Origin of the sequence: Rhizobium mongolense subsp. loessense, from assembly GCF_900099775.1 — a bacterium.
GTDB lineage: Bacteria > Pseudomonadota > Alphaproteobacteria > Rhizobiales > Rhizobiaceae > Rhizobium > Rhizobium loessense.
Map to the genome: position 1 here is coordinate 501238 of NZ_FMTM01000001.1, position 17735 is coordinate 518972.

The 17735-nt window shown below is 60.7% G+C and carries 21 protein-coding genes and 1 pseudogene; 9 read left to right on the plus strand and 13 right to left on the minus strand.

The features are described 5' to 3' along the window. Positions 1–94: 94 nt before the first annotated feature. Together BLP23_RS02560 and BLP23_RS02565 are read right to left on the minus strand one after the other, a co-directional pair. The gene (locus BLP23_RS02560) at positions 95–1180 is read right to left on the minus strand and encodes a zinc-binding metallopeptidase family protein (RefSeq protein ID WP_092583408.1); all 1086 of its coding nucleotides are present in this window, start codon (positions 1178–1180) and stop codon (positions 95–97) included. A gap of 132 nt (positions 1181–1312) precedes the next feature. Continuing rightward, entirely contained in the window at positions 1313–1918 is a 606-nt protein-coding gene (locus tag BLP23_RS02565; protein ID WP_022716450.1) for a YqgE/AlgH family protein, read from the minus strand. Between the two features lie 141 nt (positions 1919–2059). Here BLP23_RS02565 and BLP23_RS02570 point away from each other — a divergent pair, with 141 nt between their 5' ends. Together BLP23_RS02570 and BLP23_RS02575 are read left to right on the plus strand one after the other, a co-directional pair. Next, on the plus strand, positions 2060–2902 hold the full coding sequence (locus BLP23_RS02570) for a protein-disulfide reductase DsbD domain-containing protein (RefSeq protein WP_208603115.1): 843 nt from the start codon (positions 2060–2062) through the stop codon (positions 2900–2902). A gap of 69 nt (positions 2903–2971) precedes the next feature. Further along, on the plus strand, positions 2972–3457 hold the full coding sequence (locus BLP23_RS02575) for a peroxiredoxin (RefSeq protein ID WP_092583409.1): 486 nt from the start codon (positions 2972–2974) through the stop codon (positions 3455–3457). 45 nt (positions 3458–3502) lie between these two features. Here the strand turns inward: BLP23_RS02575 and BLP23_RS02580 are convergent, their stop codons facing one another. Beyond that, positions 3503–4318, minus strand: a complete 816-nt coding sequence (locus BLP23_RS02580; protein ID WP_092583410.1) for an oxidoreductase — start codon at positions 4316–4318, stop codon at positions 3503–3505. An 86-nt stretch (positions 4319–4404) separates the two neighbouring features. Between BLP23_RS02580 and BLP23_RS02585 the strand changes: the two genes are divergently transcribed. From BLP23_RS02585 to BLP23_RS02600, 5 genes are all read left to right on the plus strand, one after another. Further along, positions 4405–4842 carry a winged helix-turn-helix transcriptional regulator gene (locus BLP23_RS02585; protein WP_092583411.1) on the plus strand — a complete coding sequence of 146 codons (438 nt, stop codon included), beginning with the start codon at positions 4405–4407 and terminating at the stop codon, positions 4840–4842. A gap of 534 nt (positions 4843–5376) precedes the next feature. Next, positions 5377–5499, plus strand: a complete 123-nt coding sequence (locus tag BLP23_RS34910; protein ID WP_267890062.1) for a hypothetical protein — start codon at positions 5377–5379, stop codon at positions 5497–5499. After that, positions 5496–6236: a metal ABC transporter ATP-binding protein gene (locus BLP23_RS02590; protein ID WP_092583412.1), complete on the plus strand. Its 741-nt coding sequence runs from the start codon at positions 5496–5498 to the stop codon at positions 6234–6236. The genes BLP23_RS34910 and BLP23_RS02590 overlap by 4 nt, the downstream gene beginning before the upstream one ends. Further along, positions 6233–7105, plus strand: coding sequence for a metal ABC transporter permease (locus tag BLP23_RS02595; RefSeq protein WP_092583413.1), 873 nt, complete (start codon positions 6233–6235; stop codon positions 7103–7105). The genes BLP23_RS02590 and BLP23_RS02595 overlap by 4 nt, the downstream gene beginning before the upstream one ends. A 16-nt stretch (positions 7106–7121) precedes the next feature. Beyond that, positions 7122–8021 carry a metal ABC transporter substrate-binding protein gene (locus BLP23_RS02600; RefSeq protein ID WP_092583414.1) on the plus strand — a complete coding sequence of 300 codons (900 nt, stop codon included), beginning with the start codon at positions 7122–7124 and terminating at the stop codon, positions 8019–8021. 18 nt (positions 8022–8039) lie between these two features. Here the strand turns inward: BLP23_RS02600 and BLP23_RS02605 are convergent, their stop codons facing one another. Then, positions 8040–8348 (minus strand): Dabb family protein, encoded by a 309-nt coding sequence (locus tag BLP23_RS02605; protein ID WP_092583415.1) that lies wholly within the window; start codon positions 8346–8348, stop codon positions 8040–8042. 274 nt (positions 8349–8622) lie between these two features. Between BLP23_RS02605 and BLP23_RS02610 the strand changes: the two genes are divergently transcribed. Both BLP23_RS02610 and BLP23_RS02615 read left to right on the plus strand, forming a co-directional pair. Further along, positions 8623–9822: an NAD-dependent formate dehydrogenase gene (locus tag BLP23_RS02610; RefSeq protein ID WP_167363821.1), complete on the plus strand. Its 1200-nt coding sequence runs from the start codon at positions 8623–8625 to the stop codon at positions 9820–9822. 42 nt (positions 9823–9864) lie between these two features. Continuing rightward, positions 9865–10411 (plus strand): annotated as a pseudogene (locus BLP23_RS02615) (alpha/beta hydrolase); the annotation flags it as partial. Positions 10412–10426: 15 nt separating this feature from the next. Here the strand turns inward: BLP23_RS02615 and BLP23_RS02620 are convergent. The 9 genes from BLP23_RS02620 to ispH form a co-directional block, all read right to left on the minus strand. After that, on the minus strand, positions 10427–11152 hold the full coding sequence (locus tag BLP23_RS02620; protein WP_092583417.1) for an amino acid ABC transporter ATP-binding protein: 726 nt from the start codon (positions 11150–11152) through the stop codon (positions 10427–10429). Next, entirely contained in the window at positions 11130–11789 is a 660-nt protein-coding gene (locus BLP23_RS02625) for an amino acid ABC transporter permease (RefSeq protein ID WP_074066911.1), read from the minus strand. The genes BLP23_RS02620 and BLP23_RS02625 overlap by 23 nt, the downstream gene beginning before the upstream one ends. Next, positions 11786–12457 (minus strand): amino acid ABC transporter permease, encoded by a 672-nt coding sequence (locus tag BLP23_RS02630; RefSeq protein ID WP_022716465.1) that lies wholly within the window; start codon positions 12455–12457, stop codon positions 11786–11788. The genes BLP23_RS02625 and BLP23_RS02630 overlap by 4 nt, the downstream gene beginning before the upstream one ends. A 72-nt stretch (positions 12458–12529) precedes the next feature. Then, positions 12530–13315, minus strand: a complete 786-nt coding sequence (locus BLP23_RS02635) for a transporter substrate-binding domain-containing protein (RefSeq protein ID WP_092583418.1) — start codon at positions 13313–13315, stop codon at positions 12530–12532. A 4-nt stretch (positions 13316–13319) separates the two neighbouring features. Beyond that, complete coding sequence (locus BLP23_RS02640) at positions 13320–14066, minus strand: GntR family transcriptional regulator (protein ID WP_092583419.1); 747 nt, start codon at positions 14064–14066, stop codon at positions 13320–13322. A gap of 165 nt (positions 14067–14231) precedes the next feature. Further along, a complete protein-coding gene (locus BLP23_RS02645; protein ID WP_092583420.1) occupies positions 14232–15035 on the minus strand; it encodes an endonuclease/exonuclease/phosphatase family protein in 804 nt (267 codons plus the stop codon). Positions 15036–15059: 24 nt separating this feature from the next. Then, positions 15060–15500: a ribonuclease HI gene (gene rnhA / locus BLP23_RS02650; RefSeq protein WP_092583421.1), complete on the minus strand. Its 441-nt coding sequence runs from the start codon at positions 15498–15500 to the stop codon at positions 15060–15062. Next, the gene (locus BLP23_RS02655; RefSeq protein ID WP_092583422.1) at positions 15497–16462 is read right to left on the minus strand and encodes a homoserine kinase; all 966 of its coding nucleotides are present in this window, start codon (positions 16460–16462) and stop codon (positions 15497–15499) included. The genes rnhA and BLP23_RS02655 overlap by 4 nt, the downstream gene beginning before the upstream one ends. Positions 16463–16693: 231 nt before the next feature. Next, the gene (gene ispH / locus BLP23_RS02660; protein ID WP_092583423.1) at positions 16694–17698 is read right to left on the minus strand and encodes a 4-hydroxy-3-methylbut-2-enyl diphosphate reductase; all 1005 of its coding nucleotides are present in this window, start codon (positions 17696–17698) and stop codon (positions 16694–16696) included. Positions 17699–17735: the final 37 nt, after the last annotated feature.

Genomic DNA, 17735 nt, shown 5'->3' on the forward strand with positions numbered 1-17735 from the left:
CCGCTATGTCGTCGATACAACCGAGAGCTTTGCGAGCGTTAACCGCATGCCCCTTCTTCCCGTCGGGGAGAAGGGGCCGCAAGCGGATGATGGGCTACGCCGCAGCCTTCCGCGACATCGCGGACGCGACCTGAATGAGCTTGTGCAGATATTCCAGCTTCGCGACGACGGCCCGCGATAGCACGAAGGGATAGGAATCCGGCTGGCCCATGCTGCGCTGAATGGCGTTGATCGCGACGCTGAGCGGAACCCAGGCGCTGACGAGCTGTTCAGCGCTTTCCGCCCTGTAGGGATTGAAATCCACTTCCGAGGCCATTTCCTCATGGCCGCGGGGATCGATGGCGATGCCGAAGGCGCGGGCCGTTTCCAGCGTATCAACGATGTGGAGGTAGTGCGCAAAGCACTCGGCAAAATCTTCCCACGGATGTGAGGATGCATAGGCGCTGATGAAGCTCTCCCGCCAGCCGAAGGGCGGACCGCTGACATAATGGCTCTGAAGGGCTGCGCCATAATCCTGTCGTTCGTCCCCGAAGACGGCGCGGAAGGCATCTAAGCCGTTCCTGTCCCGCACGAGCTTGTTCCAGACGAAGTGGCCGGCCTCATGGCGGAAGTGGCCGAGCAGCGTGCGGTAAGGCTCCTTCATCATGGTGCGCGCTTGCTCGCGGGTGGCGTCATCGGCTTCCGCCGCACGGATGGCGATCAGGCCTTCCTCGTGTCCGGTCATCGCCGGGAGGATATTGCCGTCGTTCTGAACCGTATCTTCGAGGAAATCGAAAACGAGGCCGCCGACGGGATCTTCCTCGCGATCCGGATGCGGCAGGTTCCAGCGCAGCAGCGAATAGAACAGATGGCGCTGCGCCTGGCTGATACGGCGCCAGCGGGCGATGCCGTCCTGGGTTCCGGTGTTCGGCACCAGCCGGTTGTGGCGGCAGGCGATGCAAAAATCATGGGCGTCCTCATCCGCAAGCAGCCAGTTGCAGATATCAAGACCGGCATTAGCGCAGAAGCGGATCCTGCGCTCCGGACGTGCGACGAGCTGCCACTGCATTTCATCGCGCGGCTCGAGCGCGTGCACGGAGAGATCATCCGGCAGGAAACCCAGGCGATGATTGCAGCGGACGCAATGGCGGTTGTCGAAGTGGACGACCTGGTCGCAATTATCGCAGGCGAAGAGCCTCATGATTACCTCGACGAATGGTGACGAACCAAAATGCCTGCTGCGCGCCACGCAACAGGCATTTCGGCGGCGCGCCATCTGGCACGCTTGCCGGAAGACAACGTCACGTTAACGAAATCGTTCCTGGATTAGATATCACGCATGTCCGGCTTCGGCGGAAAGCATGGCGGCCGTGATGCCCATGCCCGCGAGAGCGCGCTCGTATTTGTCGTCCAGATTGCGGTCGAAGATCAACGCCTCATTGGCCGCGCAGGTCAACCAGCCGTTGCTGGCAACTTCCATTTCTAGCTGGCCGGCACCCCAGGAGGAATAACCGAGCATCATCGTGGCCCTCTTCGGCCCGCCGCCCTTGGAAATCGCGCGGACGATGTCGAGCGTCGCCGTCAGGCAGATATCGTCGCTGATCGGGATGCTGGAGTCGCTTATATAGTCATCGGAATGCAACACGAAACCGCGGCCGCTTTCCACGGGACCGCCTGTTTGGATCGGGAAATCCCGGGCATGGTCCGGCAGGACTATCGGCTCCTGGTCGTTGACCATTTCGAGATGCAGCAGCACGTCCGTGAAGGTGAGGCTTTGGGCGCGGTTGATGATGAAGCCCATGGCACCGGCATCGGAATGGGCGCAGATATAGATGACCGTGCGGAAGAAGTTGCTATCTTCCATCCCCGGCATGGCAATCAGGAACTGCCCGTCGAAAAAGCCGCGTTCCCGTCTGTTTTTCAGCGTGGATAAGGACATACTTCCTCCTGCTGCCAGACCGTTACCAACAGCCCTATAAAAGAAACATGGGGCAATGCCGCAGATCAATCAACTGAAAATGAAGAATTAGATGGCCGAACTTCTGGCAGCGAAAGGCGATTTTCGATAAACCGTTGTTCCATGACGATTATTTTTCTCGGGTTTCGCCAGTTTCTGAACGCCACCATCTGCGCCGCCGCGCTGGCCGGTTCGCTTGGGCCGGCGCGCGCCGAGATGAGCGGCTGGATCGACAATGAGGGCGGCCGGATGCGGCTGATCGCGCTGCCGCCCGGCCGCGACGGCACGATGCGCGGTGCGCTGCAGATCGAGCCGAAGCCCGGCTGGATCACCTATTGGCGCGAGCCCGGCAACAGCGGAATACCGCCCCAGATCACGGTCGCGCCGGAAAGCGGCATCACGCTGACGGCAATCCGCTATCCCGTGCCAAAACATCTCGTCGACGGTAAGACAGACGACATCGCCTATGACGCGCCCGTTTCGCTGCCCCTGACCTTCTCGGCGAAAGACGCCTCCCGGTCGCTCGAACTGAAGGCGAGCGCGTTCATCGGCATCTGCAAGGATATCTGCATTCCGTTCCAGGCCGAATTCTCACTTCCCATCGCTGCCGCCAATCAGTCCCGGCCGGAAGAGGAAGCGATCCTCAGGAATGCCGAGGCCTCCCTGCCGGAAAAGCCGTCGTCGCAGTTCAAGGTGATCTCCCACAAGTTCTCTGAGGACATGAAAGAGCTCTGGCTGCAAGTTGCCTTGCCCGACGGCGGCGACACCGCACCGGAGGTAATCCTCACGGGGCCAAACGGATATGTCTTCACTAGGAAGCTGATGAGCAAGCGCGACGGAAAGAATTTTTCAACGTCGATTGCCGTCGATAAGCTGCCGAAGAACTATGAAATCGCCCGCAAAAGCTGGAGCGTTCTGATCATCGACGACGGCCGCGCCATGGAGACGCCGCTTGCCTTTGACTGATCGGCTTTTATAGTCGGCGGCAACCCCGCAGCTGCCCCCACCGCAATTGTAAACACCAAGGAGAATCCTATGACCATCGCGATCGGCGATAAGCTTCCTGCAGCCACATTCAAGGAAAAGACGGCCGACGGACCAGTCGAGGTTTCGACGGATCAGCTCTTCAAAGGCAAGCGTGTCGTGCTTTTCGCCGTACCCGGCGCCTTCACGCCGACCTGCTCGCTAAACCATCTGCCGGGCTATCTCGAAAACCGCGATTCCATCCTCGCCAAGGGCGTCGACGATATCGCCGTTCTCTCCGTCAACGACTGGCACGTCATGGGCGCCTGGGCCGAACAGTCCGGCGGCATGGGCAAGATCCACTTCCTCGCCGACTGGGACGCCGGCTTCACCAAGGCGCTCGGCCTGGACACTGACCTTTCCGCCGGCGGCCTTGGGGTGCGCTCAAAGCGCTATTCGATGCTTGTCGAAGACGGCGTCGTGAAATCGCTGAACGTCGAGGAGAGCCCCGGCCAAGCCACGATCTCAGGTGCGGCCACGATGATAGAGCAGCTCTGAGACGGCCACAGAGAAGGTGTGGAGAGGCGGCCGAACCCAGCCGCCTCAGACCGGTAGATTATTGTATTTTCGTAGATTTTTGTCGACCAGGAATTCCGGCAGGAAACGACGCATGAGGCTGACTTGGCCCGCCAGTTTTCCCGCGGTGTAGCGCCTTTTCGGCGCGGGATCAGCGGCGGCTTTCACGACGGCTTCTGCCACAACTTCGGGGGCGTCGCCGGTTTCCACGCCGCTCCGCATTTGTCCCTCCATCTGAGCGCGAACCGTGTCGTAAACGGGCAGTAACCGATCGGGCCTAGTGAGGTTTTCTTCAAACGACGTGCGGGTGAAGCCAGGCTCGACAAGCACAACCCGAATGCCGAACGTGCGCAGTTCATGATCGAGCGATTCCGAATATCCTTCGATCGCATGCTTGGTCGATGCGTAAAGAGCATTATAGGGCGACGGAATAAGGCCCAGGATGGAACTCATATTGATGATTCTGCCCATGCGTTGGCGTCTCATGACCGGCAACACCGCATTTGTCACGCGGAGAACGCCGAAGACATTCACATTGAACAAGGCTTGAGCCTGCGCAGGTGAGGATTCCTCGGCGCCGCCGAGCAAGCCAATGCCGGCATTGTTGACGAGCAAATCGATGCGTCCAGCTCTGCTTACAATCTCATCCACGATCTTCTGAACAGAAGCGTCATCGGTCACATCGCAGATCAACATCGTAACACCGTCTACCGTTTCGGCTACCGCTTTTCGGCTGGTTCCGAACACGCGATAGCCGGCGCGCTTCAGGGCTTTGGCCGTAGCCAGCCCAATGCCTGATGATGCGCCTGTGACCAAGGCTATGCCGCGTTCCGTATTGCTCATGTAACTTCAATTCTCCTGTTACGGGGTGGACTGTTTGTCACTATAGTGTTAGTATCATTTCGAAAGTAAGTCACTATCAAAATGATATGAATGATCAGAATCTTTTAGATGAACCGTGCCCCATCGCGCGCAGCCTGGCATTGGTCGGCGACGCGTGGAGCATCTTGATCCTCAGGGACGCGAATGCAGGGCTCACTCGTTTTGACGAGTTCCGCAAAAGTCTCGGCATTGCACCCACGATCCTGACACGTCGTCTCGCCATGCTGACGGAGGAAGGTTTGCTAGAAAAGCGGCGCTACTTGGAGCGGCCCCCACGGGAAGAATACGTGCTGACGGCTGCCGGACTCGACTTTCTACCGGTGCTCTTCATGATCGGCGCATGGGGACGCAAGCACCGTGGCGGTGGCAAACTGACACGGTTCCTCGACGCTGAAACTGGAACGGAGATTGAGCCCGTCGCCGTTGATGGCGTTACCAGCGCAAGGATTGGAACTCGGGCGATACGCATTGTTAAACCTGAATGATTCAGGAATGCTCGCAGGAAGATCCTCCCCCTGCCACTAGGCCGATTATGGCGCCTTCGTGAGGTCAGTAACGCAGATTGCATGCGTCTTTTGCTAAACGAAGGCCCCCCATTGCGGCAGGCTGACCGGGAAGCACCGGAGAGTCGGCCTAACGCCCGTGCGGTTTAACAGAATCGCAGAGTTGGCAAGCAACCGGCGCCCATCAGCATCATCGGAACGGACAATGGCTAACAGATCAACATCGCTAAATGCGTCAGTGGTCCCTCGACCATAGCTTTCTCCGAGAAAGGGCACGTGTCCTAATCTGAGCGATCAAAGCGCTCTCGTCCATGAGCCCTCCTCCCGCGGAATTTCCGGCTAAAAAAGCGACATTGTCTAGGGCTGATTGGTTGCAACATGACAAGGACAAGCCTTTTTTCTTCCAGTCCGCATTGGTATCCGCGCTTTTGTTTTTGCCGGCTTGCCATTGCCGTCAATTTGCCATATTCGTTATAACATAACTGGTAATGTTATTACATTTCTGAAGCGTCACCTATGAAGAGATTGCCTTTCGCCTCCGGTCTGCTCTTGCCCTCTGCTGTGTCCCGCGTCGCCTGCGTGCTCGTTCTCGTCGGGGCACTCTGGACGGCGATCCATTGGGCAATCGTCCTGCCATGAGCGGCGCGCTGATCACCCTCGACAACCTGACCGTCGCCTATGATCGTCACCCAGCGGTGCATCATGTTTCCGGCTCCATTCTCGCAGGCAGTCTGACGGCGATCGCGGGGCCGAACGGTGCAGGGAAATCGACGCTTCTGAAAGCCATTATGGGCGAGCTGCGGCCCGCCGAGGGGCGGATTTCCCATAGGCTGCAACGCACGGATTTCGGCTACCTGCCGCAGGCGGCCGAAATCAACCGGCGCTTTCCGATCTCGGTCTTCGACGCCGTGCTGCTTGGCGCTTGGCGTAGCAGCGGCGCCTTCGGGCGCGTCTTGGCGCATGAGACCGGCAAGGCTCGCGAAGCGCTTTCCGCAGTCGGGCTCGAAGGTTTCGAGAAACGCCATATCGGTTCGCTGTCGGCCGGGCAGTTCCAACGCGTGCTTTTTGCCCGGCTGTTGCTGCAGGATGCCAAGCTCATCCTGCTCGACGAGCCGTTCACAGCCATCGATGCCCGCACGACAAAGGACCTGCTCGATATCGTCGCGCGCTGGCACGGCGACGGGCGGACCGTCATTGCGGTGCTTCACGACTTCGACCAAGTGCGGGCGCATTTCCCGGAGACGCTGCTGATCGCGCGGACGCTGATCGGCTGGGGGCCGACCGGCGACGTCATGTCGCCCGCCAATCTTCACAAGGCGCGCGCCATGGCCGAGCGCTGGGACGAAGATGCGAGAGCCTGCGAGCATGCGGCATGACGGCCTACGACATCTTCCTCGCGCCGTTTGCGGATTACGGTTTCATGCGCCGCGCGCTCGTCGCCTGCCTCTGCCTCGGTCTCGGCGCCGGCCCGATCGGCGTCTTCCTGATGCTACGGCGCATGAGCCTGATGGGCGATGCGATGAGCCACGCCGTGCTGCCGGGTGCGGCGATCGGCTACCTCGTTGCGGGATCGCTGTCGCTGACCGCCATGGGCATCGGCGGCCTTATCGCCGGGCTCTCCGTCGCGCTGCTTTCCGGCATCGTCAGCCGGACCACGGTGCTGCAGGAGGATGCCAGCTTCGCAAGTTTCTACCTCGCGTCGCTGGCGCTCGGCGTGCTGATCGTTTCGCTGCGCGGATCGAATATCGACCTGCTGCATGTGCTCTTCGGCACCATTCTGGCGATCGACGCTCCGTCCCTCGTCCAGATCGGCGCGATCACCTCGACCACGCTCGTCGTTCTCGCCGCGATCTACCGGCCGCTGGTGGCCGAATGCTTCGACCCGGGGTTCCTCAAAGCCGTCGGCGGCCGGGGACCTGTCTATCATGTGCTTTTCCTGCTGCTCGTCGTGCTCAACCTCGTCGCCAGCTTCCAGGCGCTTGGCACGCTGATGGCCGTCGGATTGATGATGCTGCCGGCGGTAATTGCGCAGCTCTGGTCGCGCAGCCTGCCGTCGATGATGGCGATCGCGGTGATTAGCGCCACCTTCTCCGGCTATCTCGGGCTTATCGCCTCCTACCATCTCGAGCTCGCCTCCGGTCCGACCATCATCATGACGGCGGCGGCGATCTACGGGCTTTCCATCCTCTTCGCGCCGTCGGGCCTTGCCCGGCGCCTCTTTCCGCGCCCGCGTCTTACGGGCTGAACTCAAGGAGACTTCGATGATTTCCCGCAGACTGCTTCTTTCCGCGGCCCTTCCCGCGATGATCGCCTTTTCGTCCGCACCAGCCTCCGCCGAAGCCCTGAAGGTAGTTGCCTCCTTCACCGTGCTTGCCGATGTCGTCAGCCAAGTCGGCGGCGACCACGTGAACGTCACGAGCCTCGTCGGCCCGAATGGCGACCCCCATGAGTTCGAGCCGTCGCCTGCCGACGCCAAGCATCTGAAGGCCGCGCAGGTAACCTTCGTCAGCGGCGAAGGCCTGGAGGGCTGGATGGACCGGCTGATTTCCGCTTCCGGCTACAAGGGGACGCCGGTCACCGTCTCCGACGGCATCAAGACCCGCACGATGGAGGAGGACGGCAAGACCGTCACCGATCCCCACATCTGGAACAGTCCGGTCAACGTGAAGGTCTGGGTCGCCAATATCGAGAAGGCGCTATCGGCCGCCGATCCGGCGGACGCCAGCATCTTCAAGGCCAATGCTGAGCGCTACACGAAGACGCTCGACGCGCTTGACGCCTATGCCCATTCCAAATTCGACACGGTTCCGGACGACCGGCGCAAAGTGCTGACGAGCCACGACGCCTTCGGCTATTTCGGCCGCGAGTACAATGTCAGCTTCCTAGCGCCGCTGGGCATGTCAACTGAAACGGAGGCGTCTGCCGCAGACGTCACCAAACTGATCGAGCAGATCAAGGCCGAACACGTGAAGAGCTATTTCTTCGAAAACTCGAACGATCCCCGACTCGTCAGGCAGGTCGCACAGGCAACAGGTGCGGAACCCGGCGGCGAGCTCTATGTCGAGTCGCTTTCGGATGCGAAGGGACCGGCGCCGACCTACGAGAAGATGTTCCGATACAATGTCGACCAGATCGCCGCGGCGATGGCAAAGTCGAGCTGATTGGCCCTACGGCTTCCCTCAGAGATTGAAATCAAAGACCAGGAGGCCGGCAAGGCCTCCGTCCGTCGAGGAGACGATGCGCTCGCCGACGGCCACATGCTCGGGATGCACGAGATAGGCATCCCGCGCCTCGACATTTTCGAAGGTTACCACGAAGCCGTCGACGAAGCCGCCATGCAGCCCTTCCGGCGAGACGTTTGGGCCATATCTGAGATCGAGGATGCCCGGGATCACCTGCTTCAGCGCCACGACCGATTCGAGCAACGCCTGCTTCTCCTCGCCCGTCATAGCAGCCTTCAGCCGCAGCAATACGCAATGCAGGATCATATGTTGGTCTCCTATGGCGTTGCCGGCAGAATAGAGGGAACGAGGCAGAGGGCAAGGGGATTGCGGTGACTTCCCGACGGCTCTACTTGAAACCAAGTCCGGCTCCTCCACCTTTCCTAACTGGTGCCAATTACGAACGCGGGAGCGCTGCGAGCGAGCCTGCTGGCCACAGATCATTCAACAGAGCACATTGCCCTGCTGTTCGTCCGCCTTGACCGGCAGCCTTGAAGAATTCGAGGCCTCCCCCTTCGTTTTCAATTGAAGGGAGATGGAAATGGCAAAGGTCGTTTGCGTCCTCTATGACGATCCGGTCGATGGATATCCGAGCGCCTACGCGCGGGATGGCCTGCCGAAACTCGAACACTATCCCGGCGGCCAGACGCTTCCCACCCCGAAGGCCATCGATTTTCAGCCGGGCGCCCTGTTGGGGAGCGTCTCCGGCGAACTGGGCTTGAGGAAGTTTCTCGAAAGCCAGGGGCACAATCTGGTCGTGACCTCGGACAAGGACGGTCCCGGCAGCGTCTTCGAACGCGAGCTTGCCGACGCCGAGATCGTGATCTCCCAGCCTTTTTGGCCGGCCTACCTGACCGCCGAGCGGATCGCGAAGGCGGCAAAGCTGAAGCTGGCGATCACTGCCGGCATCGGCTCCGACCATGTCGATCTCCAGGCCGCGATGGACCGCGGCATCACTGTCGCAGAGGTGACCTACTGCAACTCAATCAGCGTATCCGAACATGTTGTCATGATGATCCTCAGCCTCGCGCGAAACTATATCCCCTCCTATCAGTGGGTCGTGAAAGGCGGCTGGAACATCGCCGACTGCGTCGCGCGCTCTTACGATGTCGAGGGAATGGAGATCGGCACGGTGGGTGCCGGGCGGATCGGCAGCGCGGTGCTTCGCCGGCTGAAGCCGTTCGACGTCAAGCTGCACTATACCGACCGCCACCGGCTTCCCGATGCAGTCGAGAAGGAACTCGGCGTTACCTTCCACAAGACGCCAGCTGAGATGGTACCTGTCTGCGATGTCGTCACGATCAACGCGCCGCTGCATCCGGAGACGGAAAACCTCTTCGACGAAGCGATGATCGCCAAGATGAAACGCGGCGCCTACCTGGTGAACACAGCGCGCGGCAAGATCTGCAATCGCGATGCCGTCGCGCGGGCGCTCGAGAGCGGCCAGCTCGCCGGTTATGCCGGCGACGTGTGGTTCCCGCAGCCAGCACCGAAAGACCATCCTTGGCGGTCGATGCCGCATCACGGCATGACTCCGCATATTTCGGGCTCGTCGCTCTCCGCCCAGGCGCGCTACGCCGCTGGCACGCGGGAAATCCTCGAATGCTGGTTCGAAGGCAAGCCGATCCGCGAGGAATATCTGATCGTCGACGGCGGCAAACTCGCCGGCGCCGGTGCTCACTCCTACAGCGCCGGAGACGCGACGCGCGGGTCTGAAGAGGCGGCGCGATTCAAGAGCTGAAGGCGCCCGGTTTCTCGGAAGGCTCAAGGGCTCTCGTTGCCTGCGGTATCCTGCGTTCAGCGGGTGCTGGCACGGCAGGATGGCCCAACGGTTTTGGTCGGGCATTCCTCCGCCGGGATGATCGTAACTGAAGCCGGCATGCATTGGAACGTGTCGTGCACTCGTTTATGTCGCAGCGCGGGCGCCTGATGCGGGCGAGGCTCATGTCGCACTGGCCAAGACATTTCCCACGCCACCGGCCTCCGCAGGCATCGTTTTCGGTGGTGACGAAGGGCGCCTTAGCGAGGCGGCAGTCCTGCATGATTTCGCAGGCGACCTACCGGAAGCAAGGGCGAAGATGCTTTATGCAGTCCAGGAGCCATTCAAAAAGGCTCCCCTTACGGGCAAGACCTCCCAGGCGGCTTGGCGTTCGAAGCCAAGCCGGTATGCCGTTTCGACGAAAGATCGCACGATCAATCCAGACCTCGAATGCTTCATGGCCAAGCGCATGGGAGCCAAGACCATCGAACTGTAGGCCGGCCACCTCTCGCTGCTCGCCCATCCCGATGAGATCACCCAACTGATCATCGAGGCGGCGGGATGGCACACGCGATGGAACCCCTCCCTAATGCACGCCAAGGAACTGCTTGAGTTCGGCGGTCTTCGGGTTGGCGAAGACTTCTTCCGGCGGGCCGATTTCGTGGACGCGGCCCTGGTGCATGAAGACGACCCGGCTGCAGACGTCGCGGGCGAATTTCATCTCGTGCGTCACCATCAGCAATGTCATGCCCTCGGAGGCAAGCTCGCGCACGACAGCGAGAACCTCGGCGACGAGTTCCGGGTCGAGCGCGGAGGTGATCTCGTCGCACAGCAGCGCGATCGGCTGCATGGCAAGCGCCCGGGCAATCGCGACACGCTGCTGCTGGCCGCCGGAAAGCTCGTCGGGATAGGCATCGAACTTGTGGCCGAGACCGACGCGGTCGAGCATCTTGCGGGCGACCGCTTCAGCCTTAGCCTTCGGCGTCTTCTTGACGACCGACTGCGACAGCATGACATTGCCGCCGGCCGTCAGGTGGGGGAAGAGATTGAACTGCTGGAAGATCATGCCGACCTTCAGCCTGAGCGCCTTCAGATGCAGTTCGTCGTCCAGAAGCTGGGCGCCGGCTACCGAGATCGAGCCTTGGGTGATGGTCTCGAGGCCGTTGATGCAGCGCAGCAGCGTTGATTTTCCCGAACCGCTTTTGCCGATGATGGCAATGACCTCGCCCGGCTCCACATCCAGGTTGATGCCCTTCAGCACTTCGTTCGTGCCGTAGCTCTTGCGGACTTCAGTGATTTCGATGAGCGACATTGAGCTTCCTTTCGAGGATCTGGCTGCTCTTCGATAGAGGCCAGCAAAGCGCAAAATAGATAAGAGCGACGAGCCCGTAGACAGTGAAGGGCTGGAAGGTGGCATTGGTGACGACGGTGCCTGCCTTCGATAGTTCGACGAATCCTATGATCGAAGTGAGCGCCGTTCCCTTGACGACCTGGACGGAGAAGCCGACAGTCGGCGGCACGGCGACCCTCAGCGCCTGCGGTAGGATGACGTAGCGCATCTGCTGCAGCCTCCCCATGCCGAGGCTGGCGGAGGCTTCCCATTGGCCTTTCGCAACCGCTTCGACGCAGCCGCGCCAGATTTCGGCGAGGAAGGCAGCGGTCCAGAGGATCAATGCCAAGCCGGCGGCAAGCCATGCCGGCACGTCGATGCCGAAAAGGCCGAGACCGAAGAAGGCGATGAAGAGCTGCATCAGGAGTGGCGTGCCTTGAAAAAGCTCGATGTAGTATTTTGCAAGCGCCCGCAGCGACTTCCGCTTGCTGATGCGCAGGAAGAGCAGGCCGAGCCCGACCGCGCCGCCCCCGATGAAGGAAACGAGCGAGAGCAGAACCGTCCAGCGCGTGGCGAGCAGCAGGTTGCGCAGGATATCCCAAAGTGTGAACTCGATCATCGGACAAGCCTCCTCGGGAAGATGAACCCGCCGGCCACCACCAGCAGCTGCCGGAGCAGGATCGCCAGCGCCAGATAGATGGCCGTCGAGACGATGTAGGCTTCGAAGGCGCGGAAGGTTCGCGACTGGATGAAGTTGGCGGCAAAGGTCAGGTCCTCGGCGGCGATCTGCGACACGACGGAGGAGCCGAGCATGACGATCACCACCTGCGAGGAGAGTGCCGGCCAGATGCGCTGGAGCGACGGCACGAGAACGACATGTCGGAAGGTTTCGAACGGCGTCATGGCGAGGCTTGCGCCTGCCTCGAACTGCCCCTTCGGCGTCGCCTGGATGCCGGCGCGGATGATCTCGCAGCTATAGGCCCCGAGGTTGACGATCATGGCAAGATTGGCGGCCGTCAGCTCGGAAAGCTGCAGACCGAGCGACGGCAGGCCGAAGAAGATGAAGAAGAGCTGGATCAGGAACGGCGTATTGCGGATCAGCTCGACATAGGCCGCAACGACGGGCTTCAGCCAAGCCGGGCCGAGAGCGCGCACCCAGGCACAGAAGGTGCCGAGCAAAATGCCAAGCACGCCGCCGATCGAGATCAGCTCGATGGTGATCACGATGCCCTTGACGATCTGCGGGTAATATTGAAGCAGCCAACCGAATTCGAAATGGTAGCTCAAGACACTGTCCCCTCTTTGAATACCGACGAGTGGTCACCCCCGCGGCGCGGGGATGACCATGCTGGACGGGTTTTAGAGGTCTTTCGGGAGGTCGGCGCCGAGCCACTTCTTGGCAATGGCGTTCAGCGAACCATCGGTCTTGGCGGCGGCGATGATGCCGTTCACCTTTTCGAGAAGCGCAGGCTGCTCCTTGCTGAGGCCGATGTAGCAGGGCGAGTTCTTGATCAGGAACTTCAGTTCGGGCCGCTTCGGGGGGTTCTTGGCAAGGATGGCGGCGGCAACGACGTTGCCGGTTGCAACAGCCTCGACTTGGCCGGAGAGGAAGGCGGAAATCGTGCCGTTGTTATCCTCGTAGCGCTTGATCGTGACATCGGCAGACGCGATCTTCGTCAGTTCGAGGTCTTCGACGGCGCCGCGGGTGACGCCGATCGTCTTGCCGGCAAGATCCTCCACCTTCGCGACGGAAAGATCGCCTGGCGCGAACACGCCGTTATAGAAGGGAGCATAGGCCGTGGAGAAATCGATGACCTTTTCGCGGTCCGGATTCTTGCCGAGGCTGGAAATAACCAGGTCGACCTTGTTCGTCTGCAGATAGGGAATGCGGTTGGCGCTGGTGACCGGCACGAGCTCGGTTTTGACGCCGAGTTTTTCGGCAATCAGATTGGCCATGTCGATGTCATAGCCCATCGGCGCCATATCGGTACCGACGCTGCCGAAGGGCGGAAAATCCTGCGGGACGGCGACGCGCAGCGTACCGCGCGCGGTGATGTCGGCAAGCGCATCGGCATGGGAAGCGGAACCGAAGCCGACAGCGGCTGCGAGCGTTGCGATTGCAAAGAATGTTCTTCTTGTCAGCATGTGTTCATTTCTCCTTTGAAGTTGCGGTTTTTCGTGTGCCTGAGGGTCGGGAAGACACGGTCCTGGGAGGGAGCGACAGGGAGCTGCGCAATTCCGACAGTGGGTCCGGGCGGGTCGTGAGGTCCAGGCCCGTTTCCACCTCGTCCAGATGTTCGACGGAGAGCTCGGCGGCCTTGACGAAATCGCCTGCTGCCATGGCCCCGAAGATGCGGCAGTGCCCCTCATGAGATTGCACTGCGTGAAATTCCGACTGATAGAGCATCGAAATCAGGATTGTCCTGGCAGTGAGATCGCGCAGGATGTCGACAAGGATCGGGTTGCCGCCGAGTTCGGCGATGCGGATATGGAAGTCGCCCATGAGGCAGGTCAGGCGCTGGCGGTCGCCTGCAGCCATCGCAGCCTTTTCCTCCTCCAGGTGGGAGACGAGAACCGTGCGGCCTTCGTCCGTCAGCGCGCGCATGCCACGCAGCAGGCCGGATTCGATAGCGCGCCTTGCCTCGTAGACGGTCATCGCCTCTTCGGCGGACGGCTCGACCACAAACCAGCCTCGCCGGGGGCTCACGGTGACGATGCCGCGCGTTTCGAGCCTCATCATCGCCTCGCGCACACGGGTGCGCGAAACGCCGAAGACTGACGCCAGCTGGTTTTCGCTCAGCCGCGTGCCGGGCCGGATCCGGGCGGAAAGAATGCCCGAAACGATGGCCTCTTCTATGTTGCTCTGTGTGCTTTCGGATGTATGGCTATCTTGCATACAAGACGGGTAAGCAAGCCATATGCCAATTTTCGCAAATGCTTCATTTACAACGGCTTTCCCACCTGGACCGCGAACCAGTCCGTTGCAATGCCCACAATTTAAGCAGTTTCACATTCTGAATAACGACGAGGCGTCGATATCGGAGGCAACCCGCGCTGACAGCTACTCAATGTCCAGCAGGAGCGGCCGATGGTCGGACACTTCCGGTTCCCCGACGACGTCGAAGCTCAAGACGCCGACTTCAGGCGTCACCAGCATATAGTCCGCAAAGCGCTCGTCTTTAGTATAGTGCGATGTTCTCGTATCCGTGAAGCCGCGGGAAGTGACGAGATCGGTCAGTCCGAGTCCACCCAGCACATCGAACATGACGCTTCCTGGCAGCACGTTGAAGTCGCCGCAGACGACGAGACGCTCGCCCTTGCGCCAGGTCTGCCCGATCAGGCTGACCAGCGCATCGGCTTGACCGCGGCGTGCGGGCGTATCGCCCTTGCCGGCCATGTCACGCAGGCCATGCAGGTGGGCGATCGTGATCGCTTGATGGGCCCCATAGTCGAAAAGGCGAATGGCATGAGCGTTGCGGGCGCGCGGATGCTCTCCGTAGCTATCTGCTGAGAAATCGCCATGGACGAAATCCACCGCGTGGCCGATGACCGCAACCGACCGACGCACGAACGTCGCAATACCGAATTCCGAAGGCACGCGGTTTTCGTCATCAAAAAGCTCGCCTCTCGCCGTCGGGGCGAAGAAGGCGTCATGCTCCGGAAGAACTGCCTTGATCTCCTCGAAGAGGTTGGCGCGCTGCGGCAGGATGTGGCTGCCATCGCGATATTCCAGCCAGTCGCTCTTGACGGTGACGGAACGGGTGACCTCCTGGAGGCAGAGCACGTCCGCCTCAGCAGCTCGGAGATAGTCCATCAGCGGCCGATGCAGCTTGCCGCCCCAGGCATTCAGCGAAATGATGCGCAATATCGCCTCCCCGGAGTTGCCGCCCTACCGCTTCTTGAACGGCGCCATGCCCATGCGCGCCAGTTCATCGGCACGCTCGTTTTCCGGATGGCCGGCATGGCCCTTGATCCAGTGGAGCGTCACTTTATGCTTGTTGCGGGCTTCCTCCAGCGCCTGCCAGAGCTCGGCATTCTTCACCGGTTTCTTGTCCGCGGTCTTCCAGCCGTTTTTCTTCCAGCCGAAAATCCACTTGGAAATCCCGTCCTTGACGTAGGCGCTGTCGGTATAGAGGTCGACCTCGCAGGGTGTCTTCAGCGCCGAGAGCGCCGAAATCGCCGCCATCAACTCCATGCGGTTGTTGGTTGTCTCCGCCTCGCCGCCGGAGAGCTCCTTTTCAATGTCGCCATAACGAAGGATCGCGCCCCAACCGCCAGGACCGGGATTGCCCGAGCACGCGCCGTCGGTGAAAATCTCGACGTGCTTCATGCCGAAAGCCCGTATTCGGCAGCCGATGCGACCTGCCGGTGGAAGCGCAGCTTGCGCAGATATTCGAGCGGGTCCTTCTTGGTGACCATTGCGCCTTCCGGCGTCGTCAGCCAGTCATAGAGGCGGGTCAGGAAGAAACGGAGCGCAGAACCACGCGCAAGCACAGGAAGCGCTGCAAGTTCGCCACTGTTGAGCGGCCGAACACTCCGGTAGCCTTCCAACATGGCAGTGCCCTTGGTGATGTTGTAGGCGCCGTCCTTTTCAAAGCACCACGCGTTGAGAATGATCGAGACGTCGTAGGCAAGCAGATCGTTGCAGGCGAAATAGAAATCGATCAGGCCGGACAGCTCATCGCCGAGGAAGAAGACATTGTCGGGGAAGAGATCGGCATGAATGACGCCGGCCGGAAGGTCCTTCGGCCAGTGGGCGGAGAGGAAATCGATCTCGCCCCTGATTTCGGCGGACAAGCCCTTCTCGACTTCGTCGGCGCGCACCTCGGACTTATCCCAAAGCAGCTTCCAACCGTCCAGCGACAGCGCGTTCGGCCGCTTCAGTTCGAAACCTTCGCCGGCGATATGCATCTGCGCCAGGGCCTTGCCGACTTCGCGGCAATGTTTGGCTTCGGGCTTCCTCAGCCACATGCCTTCGAGGAAGGAAATGAGCGCTGCCGGACGATCTGAAAGCGTGCCGAGCAGCGCACCATCCTTGCGCGGCAGCGGCAGCGGGCAGGACACGCCGCGGGCGGCGAGATGCTGCATCAGGCCGAGGAAGAACGGCAGGTCGGCCTTTTCGACGCGTTTTTCGTAGAGCGTCAGGATCAGAGGATTCTTGGTGGTGTGCAGCAGGAAGTTGGAATTTTCGACGCCTTCCGCAATTCCCTTGTAGGAAAGCAGGGTGCCGGCATCATACTCCGTCAAAAACCACTTCAAATCGTCTTCTGAAATATCGGTATAGACTGCCAAGGAGGGCTCTCACATTAAGTACGCTAAGGGGAGTGGTGAAGCGCATGGGGATACCCCCCTCTGTCACTTCGTGACTTCTCCCCCACAAGGGGGGAGATTGGAAGCATGCGTCTTGCCTTGCAATCTATCGTTTTCGTCGCGATTGCCCGAGACGGTGCTAGAGCCGATGTCCCCCTTTGTGGGGGAGATGCCCGGCACGGCAGAGGAGGGTAAGCGGCACGCTCCAAGCCCCTAATCCCCGTTCACAAAAGCCATGTCGGCCGTCGTCAGCTCGATGTTGCGCAGTTCCCGGTTGACTAGGAAATGCTCGTTTTCCTGGACGGTCTCCGCAAGCTCCACCCTGGCGTCGAAACGCGCCTGGAAGGCCTCGATGATCTCGTTGACGATCACTTCCGGCGCGGAGGCACCGGCGGATAGGCCAAGCGTCGAAATCGCACCGATGTCGTTCCAGTCCAGTTCAGCGGCGCGCTGCACGAGGATCGACTTCTTTGCCCCTGCCCTCAGCGCGACTTCGACAAGGCGCTTGGAGTTAGAGGAATTCGGCGCACCGACGATGATGAAGAGGTCGCAGCCGGGTGCGGCCTGCTTGACCACTTCCTGGCGGTTGGTCGTGGCATAGCAGATCGAATCGGCGGCAGGCGCGGTCAGCTTCGGGAAACGTTGCTCGAGACGCGCAATCACGCCGGCCGTGTCGTCGACCGAGAGCGTCGTCTGGGTCACGTAGCCCAGATTGTCGGGATCGGCAGGCTGATAGGCATCGGCGTCTTCGACCGTCTCGATCAGCGAGACCGAGCCCTCGGGAAGCTGACCCATCGTGCCGATGACTTCCGGATGACCGGCATGGCCGATCAGCACGACATGGCGGCCGAGGCGATTATGCCGCATCGCCTGCTTGTGAACCTTGGAAACCAGCGGACAGGTGGCATCGAGATAGAAAAGATTGCGGGCGTTCGCATCTTCCGGAACGGACTTCGGGACGCCGTGCGCGGAAAAAACGACGGGCTGGGCGCGGTGCTCTGCCGGAATTTCATCGAGTTCTTCGACGAAGACAGCGCCCTTGGCCTCCAGTCCCTCGACGACGTAGCGGTTATGGACGATCTCGTGGCGGACATAGACGGGGGCGCCATAGGATTTCAGCGCCAGCACGACGATCTGGATGGCGCGGTCGACGCCGGCGCAGAAGCCGCGCGGTCCGCAAAGCCTGATCTTCAATGGAGGTTTCGCCGCTATGTTCATGTCACGTCCGGTCATCTGGGATAGGGCTGTCTAGCCC

Bases quoted from the DNA above. Each gene is read 5' to 3' on its own strand.
- BLP23_RS02625 (WP_074066911.1), bottom strand. From the start codon at position 11,789: ATGATCGAGTTCACACTTTGGGATATCCTGCGCAACCTGCTGCTCGCC.
- BLP23_RS02605 (WP_092583415.1), bottom strand. From the start codon at position 8,348: ATGATCCTGCATTGCGTATTGCTGCGGCTGAAGGCTGCTATGACGGGC.
- BLP23_RS02595 (WP_092583413.1), top strand. From the start codon at position 6,233: ATGACGGCCTACGACATCTTCCTCGCGCCGTTTGCGGATTACGGTTTC.
- BLP23_RS02590 (WP_092583412.1), top strand. From the start codon at position 5,496: ATGAGCGGCGCGCTGATCACCCTCGACAACCTGACCGTCGCCTATGAT.
- BLP23_RS02560 (WP_092583408.1), bottom strand. From the start codon at position 1,180: ATGAGGCTCTTCGCCTGCGATAATTGCGACCAGGTCGTCCACTTCGAC.
- BLP23_RS02575 (WP_092583409.1), top strand. From the start codon at position 2,972: ATGACCATCGCGATCGGCGATAAGCTTCCTGCAGCCACATTCAAGGAA.
- BLP23_RS02640 (WP_092583419.1), bottom strand. From the start codon at position 14,066: ATGCAAGATAGCCATACATCCGAAAGCACACAGAGCAACATAGAAGAG.
- rnhA (WP_092583421.1), bottom strand. From the start codon at position 15,500: ATGAAGCACGTCGAGATTTTCACCGACGGCGCGTGCTCGGGCAATCCC.
- BLP23_RS02585 (WP_092583411.1), top strand. From the start codon at position 4,405: ATGAATGATCAGAATCTTTTAGATGAACCGTGCCCCATCGCGCGCAGC.
- BLP23_RS02570 (WP_208603115.1), top strand. From the start codon at position 2,060: ATGACGATTATTTTTCTCGGGTTTCGCCAGTTTCTGAACGCCACCATC.
- BLP23_RS02580 (WP_092583410.1), bottom strand. From the start codon at position 4,318: ATGAGCAATACGGAACGCGGCATAGCCTTGGTCACAGGCGCATCATCA.
- BLP23_RS02565 (WP_022716450.1), bottom strand. From the start codon at position 1,918: ATGTCCTTATCCACGCTGAAAAACAGACGGGAACGCGGCTTTTTCGAC.
- BLP23_RS02635 (WP_092583418.1), bottom strand. From the start codon at position 13,315: ATGCTGACAAGAAGAACATTCTTTGCAATCGCAACGCTCGCAGCCGCT.
- BLP23_RS02600 (WP_092583414.1), top strand. From the start codon at position 7,122: ATGATTTCCCGCAGACTGCTTCTTTCCGCGGCCCTTCCCGCGATGATC.
- ispH (WP_092583423.1), bottom strand. From the start codon at position 17,698: ATGAACATAGCGGCGAAACCTCCATTGAAGATCAGGCTTTGCGGACCG.
- BLP23_RS34910 (WP_267890062.1), top strand. From the start codon at position 5,377: ATGAAGAGATTGCCTTTCGCCTCCGGTCTGCTCTTGCCCTCTGCTGTG.
- BLP23_RS02620 (WP_092583417.1), bottom strand. From the start codon at position 11,152: ATGTCGCTCATCGAAATCACTGAAGTCCGCAAGAGCTACGGCACGAAC.
- BLP23_RS02610 (WP_167363821.1), top strand. From the start codon at position 8,623: ATGGCAAAGGTCGTTTGCGTCCTCTATGACGATCCGGTCGATGGATAT.